14 protein-coding genes are annotated in these 17,832 nt (G+C 58.4%); all 14 read left to right on the top strand.

Features of this window, described 5'->3' with window-relative positions:
- Nucleotides 1–52 precede the first annotated feature (52 nt).
- The 14 genes from CLH62_RS06855 (at nt 53) to CLH62_RS06790 (ending at nt 17,810) form a co-directional block, all read left to right on the top strand.
- A complete protein-coding gene (locus CLH62_RS06855) occupies nt 53–3,796 on the top strand; it encodes a nitrate reductase subunit alpha (protein WP_099617352.1) in 3,744 nt (1,247 codons plus the stop codon).
- The gene (gene narH / locus CLH62_RS06850) at nt 3,793–5,367 is read left to right on the top strand and encodes a nitrate reductase subunit beta (protein ID WP_099617351.1); all 1,575 of its coding nucleotides are present in this window, start codon (nt 3,793–3,795) and stop codon (nt 5,365–5,367) included. Before CLH62_RS06855 ends, narH begins: the two co-directional genes overlap by 4 nt.
- A gap of 10 nt (nt 5,368–5,377) precedes the next feature.
- Nucleotides 5,378–6,118 carry a nitrate reductase molybdenum cofactor assembly chaperone gene (narJ, locus tag CLH62_RS06845; RefSeq protein WP_099617350.1) on the top strand — a complete coding sequence of 247 codons (741 nt, stop codon included), beginning with the start codon at nt 5,378–5,380 and terminating at the stop codon, nt 6,116–6,118.
- 18 nt (nt 6,119–6,136) lie between these two features.
- On the top strand, nt 6,137–6,814 hold the full coding sequence (gene narI / locus CLH62_RS06840; protein ID WP_099617349.1) for a respiratory nitrate reductase subunit gamma: 678 nt from the start codon (nt 6,137–6,139) through the stop codon (nt 6,812–6,814).
- A gap of 64 nt (nt 6,815–6,878) precedes the next feature.
- Entirely contained in the window at nt 6,879–7,685 is an 807-nt protein-coding gene (locus CLH62_RS06835; protein ID WP_099617348.1) for a peptidylprolyl isomerase, read from the top strand.
- 424 nt (nt 7,686–8,109) lie between these two features.
- The gene (locus CLH62_RS06830) at nt 8,110–8,859 is read left to right on the top strand and encodes a Crp/Fnr family transcriptional regulator (RefSeq protein WP_099617347.1); all 750 of its coding nucleotides are present in this window, start codon (nt 8,110–8,112) and stop codon (nt 8,857–8,859) included.
- Nucleotides 8,860–8,902: 43 nt separating this feature from the next.
- The gene (locus tag CLH62_RS06825) at nt 8,903–9,289 is read left to right on the top strand and encodes a putative zinc-binding protein (protein WP_099617346.1); all 387 of its coding nucleotides are present in this window, start codon (nt 8,903–8,905) and stop codon (nt 9,287–9,289) included.
- Nucleotides 9,290–9,324: 35 nt separating this feature from the next.
- On the top strand, nt 9,325–9,726 hold the full coding sequence (locus CLH62_RS06820; RefSeq protein ID WP_099617345.1) for a ribonucleotide reductase subunit alpha: 402 nt from the start codon (nt 9,325–9,327) through the stop codon (nt 9,724–9,726).
- A gap of 144 nt (nt 9,727–9,870) precedes the next feature.
- Complete coding sequence (nosR, locus tag CLH62_RS06815) at nt 9,871–11,979, top strand: transcriptional regulator NosR (protein WP_099617645.1); 2,109 nt, start codon at nt 9,871–9,873, stop codon at nt 11,977–11,979.
- A 66-nt stretch (nt 11,980–12,045) separates the two neighbouring features.
- On the top strand, nt 12,046–13,944 hold the full coding sequence (gene nosZ, locus CLH62_RS06810) for a TAT-dependent nitrous-oxide reductase (RefSeq protein ID WP_099617344.1): 1,899 nt from the start codon (nt 12,046–12,048) through the stop codon (nt 13,942–13,944).
- Nucleotides 13,945–14,179: 235 nt separating this feature from the next.
- Complete coding sequence (locus CLH62_RS06805; RefSeq protein ID WP_099617343.1) at nt 14,180–15,448, top strand: nitrous oxide reductase family maturation protein NosD; 1,269 nt, start codon at nt 14,180–14,182, stop codon at nt 15,446–15,448.
- Nucleotides 15,445–16,377, top strand: coding sequence for an ABC transporter ATP-binding protein (locus CLH62_RS06800; protein ID WP_099617342.1), 933 nt, complete (start codon nt 15,445–15,447; stop codon nt 16,375–16,377). The genes CLH62_RS06805 and CLH62_RS06800 overlap by 4 nt, the downstream gene beginning before the upstream one ends.
- Nucleotides 16,374–17,204, top strand: a complete 831-nt coding sequence (locus tag CLH62_RS06795) for an ABC transporter permease (RefSeq protein WP_099617341.1) — start codon at nt 16,374–16,376, stop codon at nt 17,202–17,204. The genes CLH62_RS06800 and CLH62_RS06795 overlap by 4 nt, the downstream gene beginning before the upstream one ends.
- 15 nt (nt 17,205–17,219) lie before the next feature.
- Entirely contained in the window at nt 17,220–17,810 is a 591-nt protein-coding gene (locus tag CLH62_RS06790) for a nitrous oxide reductase accessory protein NosL (RefSeq protein ID WP_099617340.1), read from the top strand.
- Nucleotides 17,811–17,832: the final 22 nt, after the last annotated feature.

Raw genomic sequence — 17,832 nt, 5'->3', positions numbered from 1 at the left:
GGAGCTGCATCAGAACAGCGATCCGGCAGACGGGCAGATGGAGAGAGAGACCATGAGTCATTTGATCGACAAACTGAATTACTTCAGGAAGACGCGCGAGCCGTTCGCAAACGGCCACGGCGAAACCCACGAAGTCAGCCGCGAGTGGGAAGACAGCTACCGCCAGCGCTGGCAGCACGACAAGATCGTGCGCTCCACTCACGGCGTCAACTGCACCGGCTCCTGCAGCTGGAAAATCTACGTCAAGAACGGCCTGGTCACCTGGGAAACCCAGCAGACCGACTACCCCCGTACTCGTCCGGATCTGCCCAATCACGAGCCCCGCGGCTGCCCCCGTGGCGCCAGCTACTCCTGGTACATGTACAGCGCGAACCGCTTGAAGTACCCGCTGATGCGCAAGCACCTGATGCAGCTCTGGCGCGCTGCAAAGCTGGAGCACAAAGATCCGGTTGAGGCCTGGGCTTCCATTGTGGAAGACCCGAAGAAAACCGCTGAGTACAAGCCCCGCCGGGGTATGGGCGGTTTTGTTCGTTCCAGCTGGGATGAGGTGAATGAGCTGATTGGCGCGTCCAATGTTTACACCGCCAAAAAATACGGCCCGGACCGCATCCTCGGTTTCTCGCCGATTCCTGCCATGTCCATGGTGTCCTACGCTGCCGGCAGCCGCTACCTGTCCATGATCGGCGGCGTGTGCATGAGTTTCTACGACTGGTACTGCGACCTGCCGCCGGCGTCCCCCCAAACCTGGGGTGAGCAGACTGACGTGCCGGAATCCGCAGACTGGTACAACTCCGGCTACATCATCGCCTGGGGCTCCAACGTTCCCCAGACCCGTACCCCGGACGCACACTTCTTTACCGAAGTGCGTTACAAGGGCACCAAGACCGTTGCCATTACTCCAGACTACGCGGAAGTGTCCAAGCTGTCTGATGAGTGGATGAACCCGAAGCAGGGTACAGATGCGGCGCTTGGAATGGCCATGGGCCACGTGATTCTGAAGGAATTCCACGTCGAAAAGCCCAGCGAGTATTTTACCGACTACGTGCGCCGCTATACCGACATGCCCTACCTGGTCATGCTGGATCAGCATGAGGACGGCCGCTACGTGCCGGGCCGCTTCCTGCGTGCCAGTGACCTGGTGGATGGCCTCGGGGAAGAGAACAATCCCGAGTGGAAGACCATTGCCATCGACGAGAAAACCAATCAGCTGACTGCGCCTAACGGCTCTATTGGTTACCGTTGGGGTCAGAAAGGCAAGTGGAACCTGAAGCAGACCGCTGACAGCGCCGATGTGGAGCTGCAGCTCTCCATGGTGGAGAAGCACGATGACGTGGTGGACGTTGCGTTCCCGTACTTTGGTGGTATCGAGCATGACCATTTCAAGAGCGTAGAGATCTCCGACACCCTGACTCACAAGCTCGGCAGTCGCAAAGTGCAACTGGCGGATGGCTCCGAAGGCCGTGTGGTCACTGTGTTCGACCTGATGGTGGCCAACTATGGCATCAGCCGCGGTCTGGGCGATGATGACGGAGCCACTTCCTATGACGAAGTGAAGCCTTACACCCCGGCCTGGCAGGAAAAGATCACCGGTGTCCCCGCCCACAAAGTGATTCGCATTGCCCGCGAGTTCGCGGACAACGCGGACAAAACCAAGGGCCGCTCCATGGTCATCGTCGGTGCCGGTATGAACCACTGGTACCACATGGACATGAACTACCGTGGCCTGATCAACATGCTGATCATGTGTGGCTGTGTTGGCCAGAGCGGCGGAGGCTGGGCGCACTATGTCGGCCAGGAAAAGCTGCGTCCGCAGACCGGCTGGCAGCCGCTGGCCTTTGGTCTGGACTGGCAGCGCCCACCGCGCCATATGAATTCCACCTCCTTCTTCTACGCCCACTCCGGCCAGTGGCGTTACGAGAAGCTGGGTGTCGACGAGATATTATCGCCGCTGGCGGACAAGTCCAGGTTCGGTGGCAGCCTGATTGATTACAACGTGCGCGCCGAACGTATGGGCTGGTTGCCGTCGGCACCGCAGCTGAACCGCAACCCCCTGGGCATTGCCGCGGAAGCTGAAAAAGCCGGCATGGAAGTGTCGGATTACGTGGCCCAGTCCATGAAGGATGGCTCCCTGGCCTTTGCCAGCGAGGATCCGGAAGCGCCCCAGAACCATCCGCGCAACATGTTCATCTGGCGCTCCAACCTGCTGGGTTCTTCCGGTAAAGGTCACGAGTACATGCTGAAGTACCTGCTCGGCACCAAGAGCGGTCTGCAGGGTAAAGATCTCGGCCACGAAGGCGGCGCCAAGCCGAAAGAGGTGAAATGGCATGACGAGGCGCCGGAAGGCAAGCTCGACTTGCTGGTTACCCTGGACTTCCGCATGTCCACTACCTGTCTGTACTCAGACATCGTTCTGCCGACCGCCACCTGGTACGAGAAGAACGACCTGAACACGTCGGACATGCACCCGTTCATCCACCCACTGACCGCAGCTACCGATCCTGCCTGGGAGGCGCGCAGTGACTGGGAGATCTACAAAGGCATTGCCAAAGCGTTCTCCAAGGCGACGGAAGGCCATCTGGGTGTCGAGAAAGACGTGGTTACCCTGCCACTGCTGCACGACGCGCCGGCCGAGCTGGGTCAGCCCTTTGATGTGAAAGACTGGAAACGGGGCGAATGCGAGTTGATCCCTGGCAAGACCGCGCCCAACTTCATCACCGTTGAGCGGGATTACCCGAATACCTACGCCCGCTTTACCTCTCTTGGGCCGCTGCTGGACAAGCTGGGTAATGGTGGCAAGGGCATTAACTGGAACACCGAGAAGGAAGTGAAGTTCCTCGGTGAGCTGAACTACAAGCATATCGACGGTGCCAACGCAGGCCGTCCGAAGATTGAGTCGGCCATCGACGCAGCTGAAGTGATCCTGACCCTGGCGCCGGAAACCAACGGCCAGGTGGCGGTAAAAGCCTGGGCGGCCCTGTCGGAAATGACTGGTCTGGATCACACCCACCTGGCGAAAAACAAGGAAGAGGAGAAAATCCGCTTCCGGGACATCGTGGCGCAGCCGCGCAAGATCATCTCCAGCCCGACCTGGTCTGGTCTGGAAGACGAGCACGTGTCCTACAACGCCGGCTACACCAACGTTCACGAGCTGATCCCCTGGCGCACCCTGACCGGTCGTCAGCAGTTTTACCAGGATCATGAGTGGATGCGCGCCTTCGGTGAGAGCCTGCTGGTCTACCGTCCGCCCATCAATACCAAGGCGATGGCGCCCATGCTTGGCAAAAAGCCGAACGGAAATCCCGAGAAGGCGCTGAACTTCCTGACGCCGCACCAGAAATGGGGTATTCACAGCACTTATAGCGACAATCTGCTGATGCTGACCCTGTCCCGCGGTGGCCCGATTGTCTGGTTGAGTGAAGACGACGCCAAAGAAATCGGCGTGGAAGACAACGACTGGATTGAGGTGTTCAACGCCAACGGTGCCATTGCAGCACGGGCGGTGGTGAGCCAGCGGGTCATGCCGGGCATGGTGATGATGTATCACGCACAGGAGCGGGTCGTGAACATTCCTGGCTCCGAGATTACCGGTACCCGTGGTGGTATTCATAACTCGGTCACCCGGGTTTGCCCGAAACCGACCCACATGATCGGTGGCTACGCCCAGTATTCCTACGGTTTCAACTACTACGGCACCGTAGGTTCCAACCGCGATGAATTCGTGGTGGTCCGCAAGATGCACAACGTCGACTGGCTCGATGGCGAAGGCAATGACACTGTTCAGGAGGCTGTAAAATGAAAATCCGTTCCCAAGTCGGCATGGTACTGAACCTGGACAAGTGCATCGGATGCCACACCTGTTCCGTCACCTGCAAAAACGTATGGACCAGCCGCGAAGGCATGGAATACGCCTGGTTCAACAACGTCGAGACCAAGCCGGGTATTGGCTACCCGAAAGAGTGGGAGAACCAGGACAAGTGGAAGGGCGGCTGGATGCGCGACAGCTCCGGCAAGATCCGCCCGAAAATCGGTGGCCGTTTCCGGGTGTTGGCGAACATCTTCGCCAACCCGGACCTGCCGGAAATTGACGACTATTACGAGCCGTTCGATTTCGATTACCAGCATTTGCACACCGCAGGTGACAGCAAGCACCAGCCGGTCGCCCGACCGCGCTCGCTGATCTCCGGCCAGCGTATGCAGAAAATCGAATGGGGTCCCAACTGGGAAGAAATCCTGGGTACCGAGTTCGCCAAGCGCCGTAAGGACAAGAACTTTGACCAGGTCCAGGCGGACATCTACGGCCAGTTCGAAAACACCTTCATGATGTACCTGCCGCGCCTGTGCGAGCACTGCCTGAACCCGGCGTGTGTTGCCAGCTGCCCGAGCGGTGCCATCTACAAGCGGGAAGAGGACGGGATCGTTCTTATCGACCAGGACAAGTGCCGTGGCTGGCGGATGTGTGTTTCCGGCTGCCCGTACAAGAAAATCTACTTCAACTGGAAAACCGGCAAGTCCGAGAAGTGCATCTTCTGCTACCCGCGCATTGAAGCCGGTATGCCGACCGTATGCTCCGAAACCTGCGTAGGCCGGATCCGCTATCTGGGCGTGCTGCTGTACGACGCAGACCGCATTGAGGAAGTGGCGAGCGCCCCGGGCGAACACGAGCTGTACGAAAAGCAGTTGGAAATCTTCCTGGACCCGTTCGACCCGAAAGTAATCGAGCAGGCGAAGAAAGACGGCGTCCCCATGAACGTGATCGAGGCCGCCCAGCGCAGCCCGGTCTACAAGATGGCGGTGGACTGGAAACTGGCCCTGCCGTTGCACCCGGAATACCGCACCTTGCCTATGGTCTGGTACGTGCCGCCCCTGAGCCCGATCCAGTCTGCGGCTGAAGCCGGCAAGGTCGAGTTCGACGGCGTACTGCCGAAGATCGAAAGCCTGCGGATTCCGGTCAAGTACCTGGCCAACCTGCTGACGGCTGGTGATGAGAAGCCGATTGTCCGGGCTCTGAAGCGGATCATGGCCATGCGCCTGTATAAGCGTGCCGAAACCGTGGAAGGCAAGGAAGATTTGCGGGCACTGCAGGAAGCCGGGCTGACCAAGGCCCAGGCTGACGAAATGTACCGGTACCTGGCCATCGCCGACTACGAGGATCGCTTTGTGATCCCCACCAGCCACCGCGAGCTGGCGAAGGAAGCCTTTCCTGACGCCACCGCCCACGGCGAGCGCGGCGGCTGCGGCTTCAGCTTCGGGGACGGCTGCAATGGTGACAGCGAGTTCAACATGTTCGGTGGCCGGAAGCAGACCACCAGCATGGTTCAGAAGCTGTCGACCGTGAAGCAGGTTGACCCGAAACAGCTGCAGAAATAAGGAGGCCGAGATGCAACTTTTAAAAGTAATGGCACGTGTACTTGAGTACCCCACGGAAGAACTCCAGGCCTCCAAAGACGCTCTGGTAGCCGCTGTCCTTGAGGACAGCCGGCTGCCCCGGCAGAACAAGGAGCAACTACTCCGTTGCGTGGAAATGCTATGCGACGGCGACCTGCTGGACATGCAGGAGGCCTACGTGGGCACCTTCGACAAGGGCAGGGCAACGTCCCTGCTGCTGTTCGAACACGTGCACGGCGAGTCCCGGGACCGTGGCCAGGCCATGGTGGACCTGATGGAGCAGTACCGCGCCAACGGTCTGGAGATCGATGCCAAGGAACTGCCGGACTACCTGCCGCTATTCCTGGAATACCTCTCCACCCGCCCGTGGGACGAAATCCGGAATTGGCTGGAGGACATTCACCATATCCTGGGCTTGCTGGGTGAGCGCCTGTACCAGCGGGAAAGTTTCTATCACGTGGTGATGGATTCCCTGCTGGTGCTGTCTGGCCGCACGGCCAACCGCCAGGAGCTGGCCCAGATCGTGGCGTCGGAAGAACGTGACGATACCCCGGAAGCTCTCGATAAAGTCTGGGAAGAGGAAATGGTGAAGTTTGTCGACGATCAGGGAAGTTCCTGCAGTACCGGTGGTGTTGTTGGCCAACGCCGCCGCGAACTGGAACAGACCCAGACCATTCACCTGAGTGATCAACTGATGACGGACGCCACGCCCCGTCAGGCCGGGCGCGCCTGAGGGCGCAGGAGGAAAATAATGTCCTATCTCAATACACTGCTTTTCGGGGTTTACCCCTACATTGCCCTCGCCGTGCTATTTATCGGTACCTGGGCGCGCTACGACCAGGGTCAGTTCACCTGGAGGGCCCAGTCCAGCCAGATGCTCCGAAAGAAAAACATGGTAGTGGCAAGTGTGCTGTTCCATGTCGGCGTACTGGTAGTTTTCTTCGGCCACCTGGTAGGTCTGCTAACGCCACACTGGGCCTATGAATGGTTGATGACCCCGGGTCAGAAACAGGTCATGGCCATTGTTGTCGGCGGAATCGCGGGCGTTATGGCTATCGTTGGTGGTGGCATGCTGGCTTGGCGACGGCTGACCGATCCGAGGGTCCAGGCCAGTAGCAGCTTCGCTGACAACATGATCATTGTGATTCTGGTGGTCCAGTTGGCCCTCGGCCTGCTCACGATCCTGCCCACCCTGGGACACCTGGACGGCGGCACCATGCTCAAGTTCACTTCCTGGGCCCAGGGTATCTTTACCCTCCAGGGCGGTGTGGCCGACTATATTGCCGACGTTCACTGGATCTACAAGACCCACATCTTCCTGGGCCTGACCATCTTCGTGCTGTTCCCGTTCACCCGCCTGGTGCACATGCTCAGCGTGCCGGTGGAGTATTTCGGGCGGAAGTACCAGGTGGTACGCAAGCGCGCTTGATGTAACTGAAAACGGGGTCAGATGAAAGCTTTCATCTGACCCCATATTCACTGAGGTTATCACTATGCAACTCATTCCCGTCGGCGAAGCCGAAAAACCCAGAAACCAGTTCCCGCCGGTCTACGTGGGTGAAACCCTCATCGGCGAAGACGACATCGCCCGGGAAATGCAACACCACCCGGCCGAAGAAGTGGCCGAAGCCTGGCACGAAGCCGCCAGAAGCCTCGTCATCCGCGAACTCCTCCTGCAACAGGCCAGCCGCCTGAACCTGGACGACATCGCTGACGAAGAAGACCGCATCGCCCGGGTACTGGAACTGGAACTCAACGTCCCGGACCCCACCGAGCAGGATTGCGAACGCTTCTACGCCGCCAACCCGGCACGATTCCGCAGCCCGACCCTGATGGCCGTAAGCCACATTCTCCTCGCCGCCGCCCCGGACGACGTCCAGGAACGCATGCGCCAGGAAGAAGCCGGCCACCAATTGTTGTCATCCCTGCTCGACGGCCGCGCCCGATTCGTAGACCTGGCCAAACAATACTCCGCCTGCGAATCCCGCCACCAGGGCGGCAGCCTCGGCCAGATCAGCAAAGGCCAGACCGTGGAAGAGTTCGAGCGCCCGGTCCTGTCCCTCCAGGAAGGCCTCAACCCGGAACTGATCGAAACCCGCTACGGCTGGCACATAGTCCGAATCGACCAGCGCATCGACGGCGAACAGCTGCCCTATGAACACGTCAAGCCCCAGATCCGGCAGTACCTGAGCGAGAGCGTAACCAGACGGGCATTCCGTCAGTATTTGCAGGTTCTGGCAGCGGAAACTGGTGTGGAAGGAGTAGATCTCGAATTGCCGGATTCGCCTCTGATGCAGTGACAATGTGGTAGTGGGGGTTAACTCAATTGTGTGGAGGCTGGCACGGAGCTCCTTCCCAAAACTGTGCGGAGCCATGGGTGGAGCGCGAAAGCGCTTCACGGGCAGGCCATGGACGGCCTGCCCAGGACCCTCAGCGCGACGCAGGAGCAATAAGTGCTGAGGGGCGGAGCCCAAGCGTCACAGGGATGTGCCGCAAGGAGCGTGTTTTGGGAAGGAGCTCCGTGCCAGCCTGTGCTCCGAACTCACAGTTCTGACTTAACAATTCCAAACTCAAAACTAGTTAGCAATGTAAATAATTGAGTTAGGTCAATTACTCCCGAATAACCCCCAGACTACCCCCATGGGGGGAGCGATTTTCACCTCGTATCACTCTACTATTTAAAACATGATTTTGGATGCATGAATATGCAGAGGGGATACACCAATGGCACTCACACAAACTGCCGAAACCCGCTACAGCAAACCCATTCTCGTCGCCGTGAACAAACCGTTTGACGACGAAGACGGCCTGAAGGCCCTACGCAGCCATCCATTGTTCTCCGAACTCAATGGCAAAGACCTGCAGCACCTGATCCAGCAATCCCGCAGGCTCCGCCCCGGGCATCACCAGCTGCTGTATCGCCAGGACATGCCGGCTCACCACTTCTTCTTCGTGACCTCCGGCCGCCTGCGCCTGTACCGCCTCGACTCCTCCGGCATCGACCGTACCCTCGACAGCATCGCCCCTGGCGACTGCTTCGCCGAAGTCATGATCTACGCCGATCCGCCCCGGTACGCCTGCTACGCCGAAGCCCTGAAATCCAGCGAAGTGCTGATGATCCCGGTCAAGGCCTATCAGGACATGATTGAGAGCAATCCAAAGTACGCCCAGGCCGCCCTGCGGCATTACGCCAAGCGGGCTGTCTCACGATTTCACGACCTGGAAATCATGACTGTTCAGAATGCCCGTGACCGGCTGATCCGGTACCTGATAGACCTGCTGCCGAATGGCGCAGAAGAGGGCGGGGAAGTAGAGCTACCACTGCCCAAGTGCCTGGTGGCGTCCAGACTGGCCATGCAGCCGGAAACTTTTTCCCGGATTCTGGCCGATCTGAAAGCCAACGGATTGGTGCGGGTCAACCGCAGCCGGCTGTTCATTTCAGACCCCCAGCGTCTTATTGAGATCAGCCAGTAACTGACAACATTCAAGCCTCCAGGCTTTTTGGAAAGGAGGACAAGTGACTGCAAGAAAACAACGACCGCTAATTTACTCATGCTCTGGTTGCTCTGATGTGGCGCAGCTGGCCAACAACGTGGCGGTCCGGCTGGACCACGCCGGTGAATTCGAGATGTCCTGTATTTCCGGGGTGGGCGGCAAGGTGCCCTCACTGGTGAAAACAGCCCGGTCCGGTCGTCCGATCACGGTCATCGACGGTTGCCCGCTCCACTGCGCCCGCGCCTGCCTTGAGAACATCGGAGTCGAACCCGAGGAGCACGTCCGGCTCTATGAATTCGGCTTCAGGAAACATTATGGACAGAGCTACGGCGATGAGGCCGTGGAAGAAGTGTGTGAAGAAGTTCGCAGGCTTACCTCGTCCGGCCAGCTAATTGCTCGCCAGGCATAAATCGCAGCGGCTAAATACCAGCAAGGATTTTCAAAATGATCAGCAGTTACAACGACCTGATTCAGACTTCCCGCAGCCAGCAGGAAGCTCAGCGCCTGTTATTCGTGTTCTGCCGGGCCGAACTGCCCGACGACGCCTCTCCTGAAGAAAAAGAGGCCTTTGAGCGTGGCGAAGGCGGCGCCCTGACGCCTGTGATCTGCGTTGACAAGACGCCCGATGAGGCGCCGGATTTCGAGGCCCTTGTCGAAGAGTCCAGGACTACTGGCCAGGCCTGGGATGTGGTGTTTATTGCCGCCATGTCCGGCCGTGGCGGCATGGCGCCGTCTACTGACGAAGCGCAGCAACCCATGACCATGATGGTGGAGTCCATCCGCCTTGGCCATGTCAGTAACTACCTCCCTCTCGATTCACAGGGACACGCTGTCAGCCTGGGCTGACAGCGTGTCCCTGAATTTCACAGCTTAGCGTATCCAATTAGAGGTATTTGATTTTCCTCAAATTTGCCTAGGCTTAAGTAATACGATGTTTTTGTTTTGGAGTCTTCAGTGACCGCCTTTTCCCGCTTTGTTTTTCTTGCGTTCATGTCGATCATGGCTGCTTCCCTGAGTGCAGCGCCGGTGAGTGAGTACGAACCGGTAGCGGCCCGACAGGTTATCGAGAAGGCATTTTCTTCAGTCACTGCTGTGGTTCCGAGGGAAGGCAACCGCGCCATTCAGGAACTCTATGCCGGAGAGGAGCTGAAAGGCTATGCCTATCAGAGTCTGGACTTCATCCAGACACCGGCCTATTCCGGCAAACCGCTGAACATTGTGGTGGTTCTGGATACCGACGGGAAAATCGTCAATACCCGTGTTATTGAGCACCATGAACCGATTCTTCTCGTCGGTATTCCCGAGAGCAAACTCCATGATTTTACCGACCAGTACGTGGGGCTGGCGGCGGACCAGAGGGTGACGGTCGGCGGTACGACCTCGGAGCACAAGGTGGCCGTGGACGGCTTGTCCGGAGCTACGGTAACCGTCATGGTGGTAAACGAGGTGATCATGAAATCGGCCCACCGTGTTGGCGCCGAGCTGGGACTGGTCGAGAGCCTGAGCGATGCCCGCCCACCGGCCGCGAAAATTCAGACCGACAGCTTTCAGGATAAAAGCTGGCAGACACTGCTCGGAGAGGGTTCCGTGCGCAGGCTGAAGCTGACCCGTGGCCAGGCGGACGACGCCTTCAAGGGCACGGATGCGGAAGGGATCGACACAACACCGCGGAAACAGCGCGGCAAGCCCCTGATTGACCTGTATACCGCCTACCTGGATGTGCCAACCATCGGTCGTAACCTGCTGGGTGAAAGCCAGTTCCAGTGGCTGATGTCCGAGCTCAACGAAGGCGAGCACGCCATCGCCGTAATGGCCCATGGTGAATACTCGTTCAAGGGTTCCGGTTACGTCCGTGGCGGCATTTTCGACCGCATCCAGATCCGCCAGTTCGGTGACACCTTCAACTTCCGGGATCTCGATTACTACCGTCTGAGTGATGTCTATGCCGAGGGCATGCCGGCCTTCAAAGAAATGGCGATCTTCATTATCCGGCAGCAGTATAAATTTGATCCCGGCTCCGAATGGACCCTTGAGCTCACAGTCAAACGCCAGACCGGCCCGCTGGACAGCGAGTTTCAGGTGTTTCCCCTGACTTACCAGTTGCCAGATCAGTACTACACCCGCCCCGAACCGGTGCTGTCGGAGGAGGATATGCTGGCGGATCAGCCCATGTGGGTGCAGATGTGGTACCAGCGGGAGTTCCAGATTGTGGTACTCGGCATCGGTATCGGCGTGCTGCTGTTCATCCTGTTTTTCCAGGACTGGCTGGTCAAGAAGCCGAAGATGATGCGCTGGATCCGCCACGCCTTCCTTACCTACACCCTGTTCTTCATCGGCTGGTACGCCCTCGGCCAGCTCTCCATCGTGAACGTGTTGACGTTCGTAAACAGCCTGATCAGCGGCTTCAGCTGGGAAACGTTCCTGATCGACCCTGTGATATTCATGCTCTGGGCCGTGGTGGCCGGCATCATCCTGCTGTGGGGACGGGCGGTTTACTGTGGCTGGCTGTGTCCGTTCGGCGCCCTGCAGGAATTGCTGAACGAAATTGCCCGCAAGCTCAAGGTGCCCCAGTATACCGTTCCGTTTGTCGTACACGAGCGGCTGTGGGCCATCAAATACATCATCTTGCTGGTTCTGTTCGGGGTGTCGCTGGACTCCATGGCGACCGCCGAGCGCCTGGCCGAGGTGGAACCCTTCAAAACGGCGATCACCCTCAAGTTTGACCGCAGCTGGCCCTTCGTTACCTACGCCGTCGTGTTGCTGGTGGTCAATCTGTTCACCCGCAAGGTGTTCTGCCGGTATCTGTGCCCTCTTGGCGCTGCGCTGGCATTGCCCACCAAGCTGCGGGTGTTTGACTGGCTCAAACGCCGCAAGGAGTGTGGCAACCCCTGCCGGCTGTGTGATCACGAGTGTGAAGTTCAGGCCATTCATCCAGACGGGCACATCAACTACATGGAGTGCCACTACTGCCTGGATTGCCAGATGACCTATTTCGATGACCACAAGTGCCCGCCGTTGATCGTCAAGCGTCGCGGCAAGCGCCGTGGCCATAACGCGCCTGGCCACCCGGAGGAAATTCCGGTGGTCCAGGTGACCTGAGTAGTTCCAAAAAAATAGAAAGTCTGAGAAGCAAAACCGCCATTACCAATAACGGAGTTGGATGTTATGAAAAAACGAGATGATCTGACCAAGGATACGCCAGCCGTACCTGCAACTGACCTGAGCCGCCGCCGGTTCATGGGCGCAGCGGCCATGGCCGGCGTTGCCGGGGCAACCGGTCTTGGTGCCGCGGTGATGTCCCGGGAATCGTTTGCGGCCGCCGCCGAAGAGGCGCGCAATAACTTTACTGTGCACCCGGGCGAGCTGGATGAGTACTACGGTTTCTGGAGTGGTGGCCATTCCGGCGAAGTGCGGGTCCTTGGCGTTCCCTCCATGCGCGAACTCATGCGCATCCCCGTTTTCAATGTTGACTCCGCCACCGGCTGGGGTATTACCAATGAAAGCAAGGACGTGCTGGGTCATGACAATACTTTCCTGAACGGTGACTCTCACCACCCGCATATCTCCATGACGGATGGCCGTTACGATGGCAAGTATCTGTTCATCAACGACAAGGCCAATACCCGGGTAGCCCGGATCCGCCTGGACATCATGAAGTGTGACAAGATCACCACGATTCCCAACGTGCAGGCCATCCATGGTCTGCGTCTGCAGAAGGTACCGAAAACCAAGTATGTCTTCTGCAACGCGGAATACGTGATCCCGCACCCGAACGATGGCAGCGATACCAGCCTCGAGAGCAGTTTCACCATGTTCAATGCGGTGGACGCGGAGACCATGGAAGTGGCCTTCCAGGTCATTGTGGACGGTAACCTGGATAACACCGATGCCGACTACACCGGCAAATATGCCTGCTCAACCTGCTACAACTCCGAGAAGGCCCTGGACCTGGCCGGCACCATGCGCAACGATCGCGACTGGGCAGTGGTGTTCAATATCGAGCGCATCGAGCAGGCGGTCAAGAACGGAAACTTCGAGACCCTGGGCGATTCCAAGGTGCCCGTGGTTGACGGTCGCGATGGTTCCGAGCTGACGCGTTACATCCCGGTTCCGAAAAACCCGCACGGTCTGAACACCTCGCCTGATGGCAAGTACTTTATTGCCAACGGCAAGTTGTCTCCCACCTGTACCGTAATCGCCATCGACAAGCTGGATGATCTGTTTGCCGGTAACCTGAAAGATGCTCGTGATGTGGTTGTTGCCGAGCCGGAACTGGGTCTTGGGCCTCTGCACACCACCTACGACGGCCGTGGAAATGCCTACACCACGCTGTTCATCGACAGTCAGGTGGTGAAGTGGAATGTTGCCGATGCCATCAAGCACTACAACGGCGAAGATGTGAACTACATCCGTCAGAAGCTGGATGTGCACTATCAGCCGGGCCACAACCACGCATCCCTGACTGAGTCCCGGGACGCGGATGGCAAGTGGCTGGTGGTGCTGTCGAAGTTCTCCAAGGACCGTTTCCTGCCGGTAGGCCCGTTGCATCCGGAAAATGACCAGTTGATCGATATTTCCGGTGAGGAAATGAAGCTGGTGCACGATGGCCCGACTTTTGCGGAGCCCCATGACTGCATTCTGGTGCGTCGTGATCAGATCAAGACCAAGAAGATCTATGATCGCGACGATCCTTACTTTGCGTCGGCCGTTGAGCAGGCGAAGAAGGACGGCATTACCCTCGAAGCCGACAACAAGGTTATCCGCGACGGCAACAAGGTGCGAGTCTATATGACGTCTGTAGCGCCGATGTACGGGATGACGGAGTTCAAGGTGAAGCAGGGTGATGAGGTGACAGTGTATGTGTCGAACCAGGACACGATTGAGGACGTGACGCACGGTTTCTGTATGGTAAACCATGGTGTCAGCATGGAGATCAGCCCGCAGCAGACGTCTTCGGTGACTTTTGTGGCGGATAAGCCGGGGGTTCACTGGTACTACTGCAACTGGTTCTGTCATGCGCTGCATATGGAGATGCGGGGTCGCATGATTGTTGAGAAGGCCTGATAGGTCTCTCTTTCGCCGGGCCCCATGAGCAGTGGGTCCCGGCATTCCGTTCACCGACTTCGGAGAAGCAAACCAAGAGTGAAGCCCTTTCCAAAACACGCTCCTGACGGCCCATCCCTGGGGCGCTTGGGCTCCGCCATCCATGGCTCCGCACAGTTTTGGAAAGGGCTTCACTCTTGGCTTGCCAAGCTTGAGTGCAGTCCTCTGCAACTTTTCGTTTTCTAGAGAGAAATTGATGTATTCACTTTTGCGTTATGGGGTGGCCCTGACAGTCGCTCTGTTATCGCTAACCGCGAACGCGGACCTGCAAGCACAGCTTGATGCCCTGGAACCGGGCGCAGCCTTTGAGCTTCCACCTGAGCAAATTTCGTCTCTGGCTATCCGGGTGCCCGGGGTGACTGTGTCTTGCCACCCTGACACGGTGATTGATCCTGGCGGGCAGGGGAATGCGGTGGATATTGTCGCCGAGGAGGTGACGCTGTCCGGTTGCTCCGTGCGCAACTGGGGCAGCAATCTGAATGAGCTGGATGCGGGGATTTTTGTGGCTCGGGAGGCCCGGGGGGCGGTGGTTGCCGATAACCATCTGCAGGGGCCGGCGTTTGGAGTCTGGCTGGATGCGACGCCGGATGTGACGGTTCGCAATAATACGATTCGCGGCGATGCCAGCATGCGTCCGAATGATCGGGGCAACGGGGTTCATCTGTTCAATACCACCGGGGCGCTGATTGAGGGCAATGACATCAGTCAGACCCGGGATGCGATTTATATCGAGACGGCGAATAACAATACGATCCGGGGTAATGAGATGTCGGATCTGCGTTATGGCATCCACTACATGTATTCGATGAATAACCTGCTGGAGAACAATGTCACCCGGGGCACGCGGACGGGTTATGCGCTGATGCAGAGCAAGCGCCTGAAGGTGATCAATAACCGGTCGGTGAATGATGAGAATTACGGGATTCTGATGAACTTCATTACTCAGTCGGAGCTGCGGGGCAATGTGGTGACCGGGGTTTCCCAGGGCCGGACCGGTGGGGTGGTGATTGATGGGGCCGAAGGCAAGGCGGTGTTTATCTATAACTCGCTGTATAACGTCTTTGAGGGCAATCTGTTTGCGGACAGCAACATCGGGATCCATCTGACTGCCGGTTCCGAGGATAACGAGGTATTCGGGAATGCCTTTGTGAATAACCAGCGCCAGGTGAAGTATGTGGCCACCCGCACCCAGGAGTGGTCGGAAGACGGTCGGGGGAATTACTGGAGCGATTACCTGGGCTGGGACCGCAACCAGGACGGCGTCGGCGATGTGCCCTACGAGCCCAATGACAACGTTGACCGGCTGCTTTGGAAATATCCGGAGGCGAAGATCCTGATGTTCAGCCCGGCGGTGGATACCCTGCGCTGGGTGCAGGATGCCTTCCCTGTGGTCAAGGACGCCGGGGTGGCCGACTCTTATCCGCTGATGCGACTTCCTGCCGATCTGAAACCGGAGAACCGATGAGCTGTTTTCGTCTTGAGAATGTGAGTTACCGGTACGACAAGAGCCCGGTGCTGCAAGGTATTGATCTGCGTCTGGAACCGGGTGAGATTCTTGGGCTGTTCGGCCATAACGGTGCCGGCAAGACCACGTCCATCAAGCTGATTTTGGGGCTGATGCAACCGACCCAGGGCACGGTGTCGGTACTCGGCGGCCACGCCGGTGATCCTCAGGTTACCCAGCATATCGGTTATCTGCCGGAGAATGTGATGTTCTACCCGCAGCTGACCGGCCGGGAAATTCTGAGCCATTTTGCGCGGCTTAAGGGTGCCTCGCTGCGGCAGGTGCCCGAGCTGCTCAAACAGGTGGGCCTGGACGATGCCATGGACGCCCGGACCAAGACCTACTCCAAAGGCATGCGCCAGCGTCTCGGTCTGGCCCAGGCGTTGTTGGGCAAGCCGAAGCTGCTGATGCTGGATGAGCCTACTGTGGGTCTGGATCCGGTGGCCACGGCAGATCTGTACCGGCTTCTTCGAGAGCTGCGGGATGAGGGCACCGGCATTGTGTTGTGCTCCCATGTTCTGCCCGGCGTCGAGCCTTACATCGACCGCGCAGCCATTCTCACGGAAGGTTCCTTGCAAGCGGTCGGGGACCTCACAGCGCTGAGGCGACAGGCCAATATGCCGGTGACCCTTTCACTGGACCCTGCCAACAGTATTTCTGCGCTGGAAAGGGTCATTGATAAAGCGTCCACCAGCAGTGGCCTGATGATCAAGACCGATAACGGACGTCTGCGGGTGGACGTGCAACCCAGGGAGAAAATGGCCTTGCTGAAAGCGGTGATGGCATCGGGAGAAGTGGCGGATATCAGCATTCATCAGCCCAGCCTGGAAGATATTTACGTGCACTTTATCGGCTCCGGTGGTCTGGCCCATCGTGGAGGCAACCAATGAACAGCATCTGGACCATTGCCCGTAAGGAACTCAGCGACAGCCTGCGAAACCGTTGGCTGATGGCCATTTCCCTAGTCTTTGCCACCCTGGCCCTGGGCATCGCCTGGTTCGGTGCCGCCGCTTCCGGGCAGGTGGGCTATGCCTCCACACCTGCCACGATTGCCAGTCTTGCCAGTCTGGGAATCTTCCTGATTCCCCTGATCGCACTGTTGCTGGCATACGACGCCATTGTCGGGGAAGAGGAGGGCGGTACCCTGCTGTTACTGATGACCTATCCGCTCAGCCGCAGCCAACTGCTGCTCGGCAAGTTCCTGGGCCACGGGCTGACCCTGGCCCTGGCTACCCTGATCGGCTTTGGTGTAGCGGGTGTGGCTATTGCCCTGCTGGTGGAGGATGTGGCCATTGCCAGTCTGGCCGTCGCCATGTTCCGTTTTATCGCCTCCACCGTCCTGCTGGGCTGGGGCTTCATCGCCCTTGCTTACGTGATCAGCGTCCGGGTCAGTGAAAAACCCATCGCCGCCGGTCTGGCCCTGGCGATCTGGTTCTTCTTCGTACTGATTTTCGACCTCATGCTGCTCGGCACCCTCGTAGCGAGCGAGGGCAAGTTCAGCGCCGAGCTCCTGCCCTGGCTGCTGATGCTCAACCCCACCGACATCTACCGCCTGCTCAACATCGTGGCATTCGACGGCGCAGCACAGCTCAGCGGCGTCCTCAGCCTCGGCGCCGACCTGCCCATCGGTGCCTTCGGCCTCTGGCTCGGCCTGGTGCTTTGGTTTGTCATCCCGCTGGCGTGCGCCCTGTTACTTTTCCGAAATCGTCGTATCTGAACGGAGTTGTCCCTGATGAACAGAATCAAACTGAACTGGCTTCTCGCCGCCCTGGCAGCCTTCACCCTGACAGCCTGCTCAGGCAACGAAGAACAGACCACTGCCAGACCCGACCCGGTCCATTTCGAAAACGGCGACGAATGCCACGTCTGCGGCATGATCATCGAAGCCTTCCCCGGCCCCAAAGGCCAGGCCATCACGGAAAAAGACCACCAAGTCCGCAAGTTCTGCTCCACCAGGGACATGTTCGCCTGGATGCTCCAGCCGGAAAACGTCGACCGCGAACACACCCTCTACGTCCATGACATGGCGCAGACTGAATGGCAAAGCCCGGATGATACCGCCATGATCGACGCCAGGGATGCGTTCTACGTAGTCGGTTCCGAACGAACCGGTGCCATGGGCCCGACCCTGGCGTCGTTCGCCACCGAAAGTGCGGCCCAGGAGTTCATGAAGGAATATGGCGGGAAGGTTCTGAAGTACAGTGAAATCACCCTGGATCACCTGAATACAGGTGACCCAATGGGTGGAATGAGCGGGATGAGTGGAGTGCACGAGATGAATGAGCCGGAGGGTTCACAGGCTGCGCACTCCACAGATCACTGATTTCGGAAATGGCGTCCAACCC

The sequence above is a fragment of the Marinobacter guineae genome, assembly GCF_002744735.1.
GTDB lineage: Bacteria > Pseudomonadota > Gammaproteobacteria > Pseudomonadales > Oleiphilaceae > Marinobacter > Marinobacter guineae.
The sequence above is the reverse complement of the archived record's forward strand: the minus strand, read 5'-3'. Positions and strand labels throughout refer to the sequence as shown.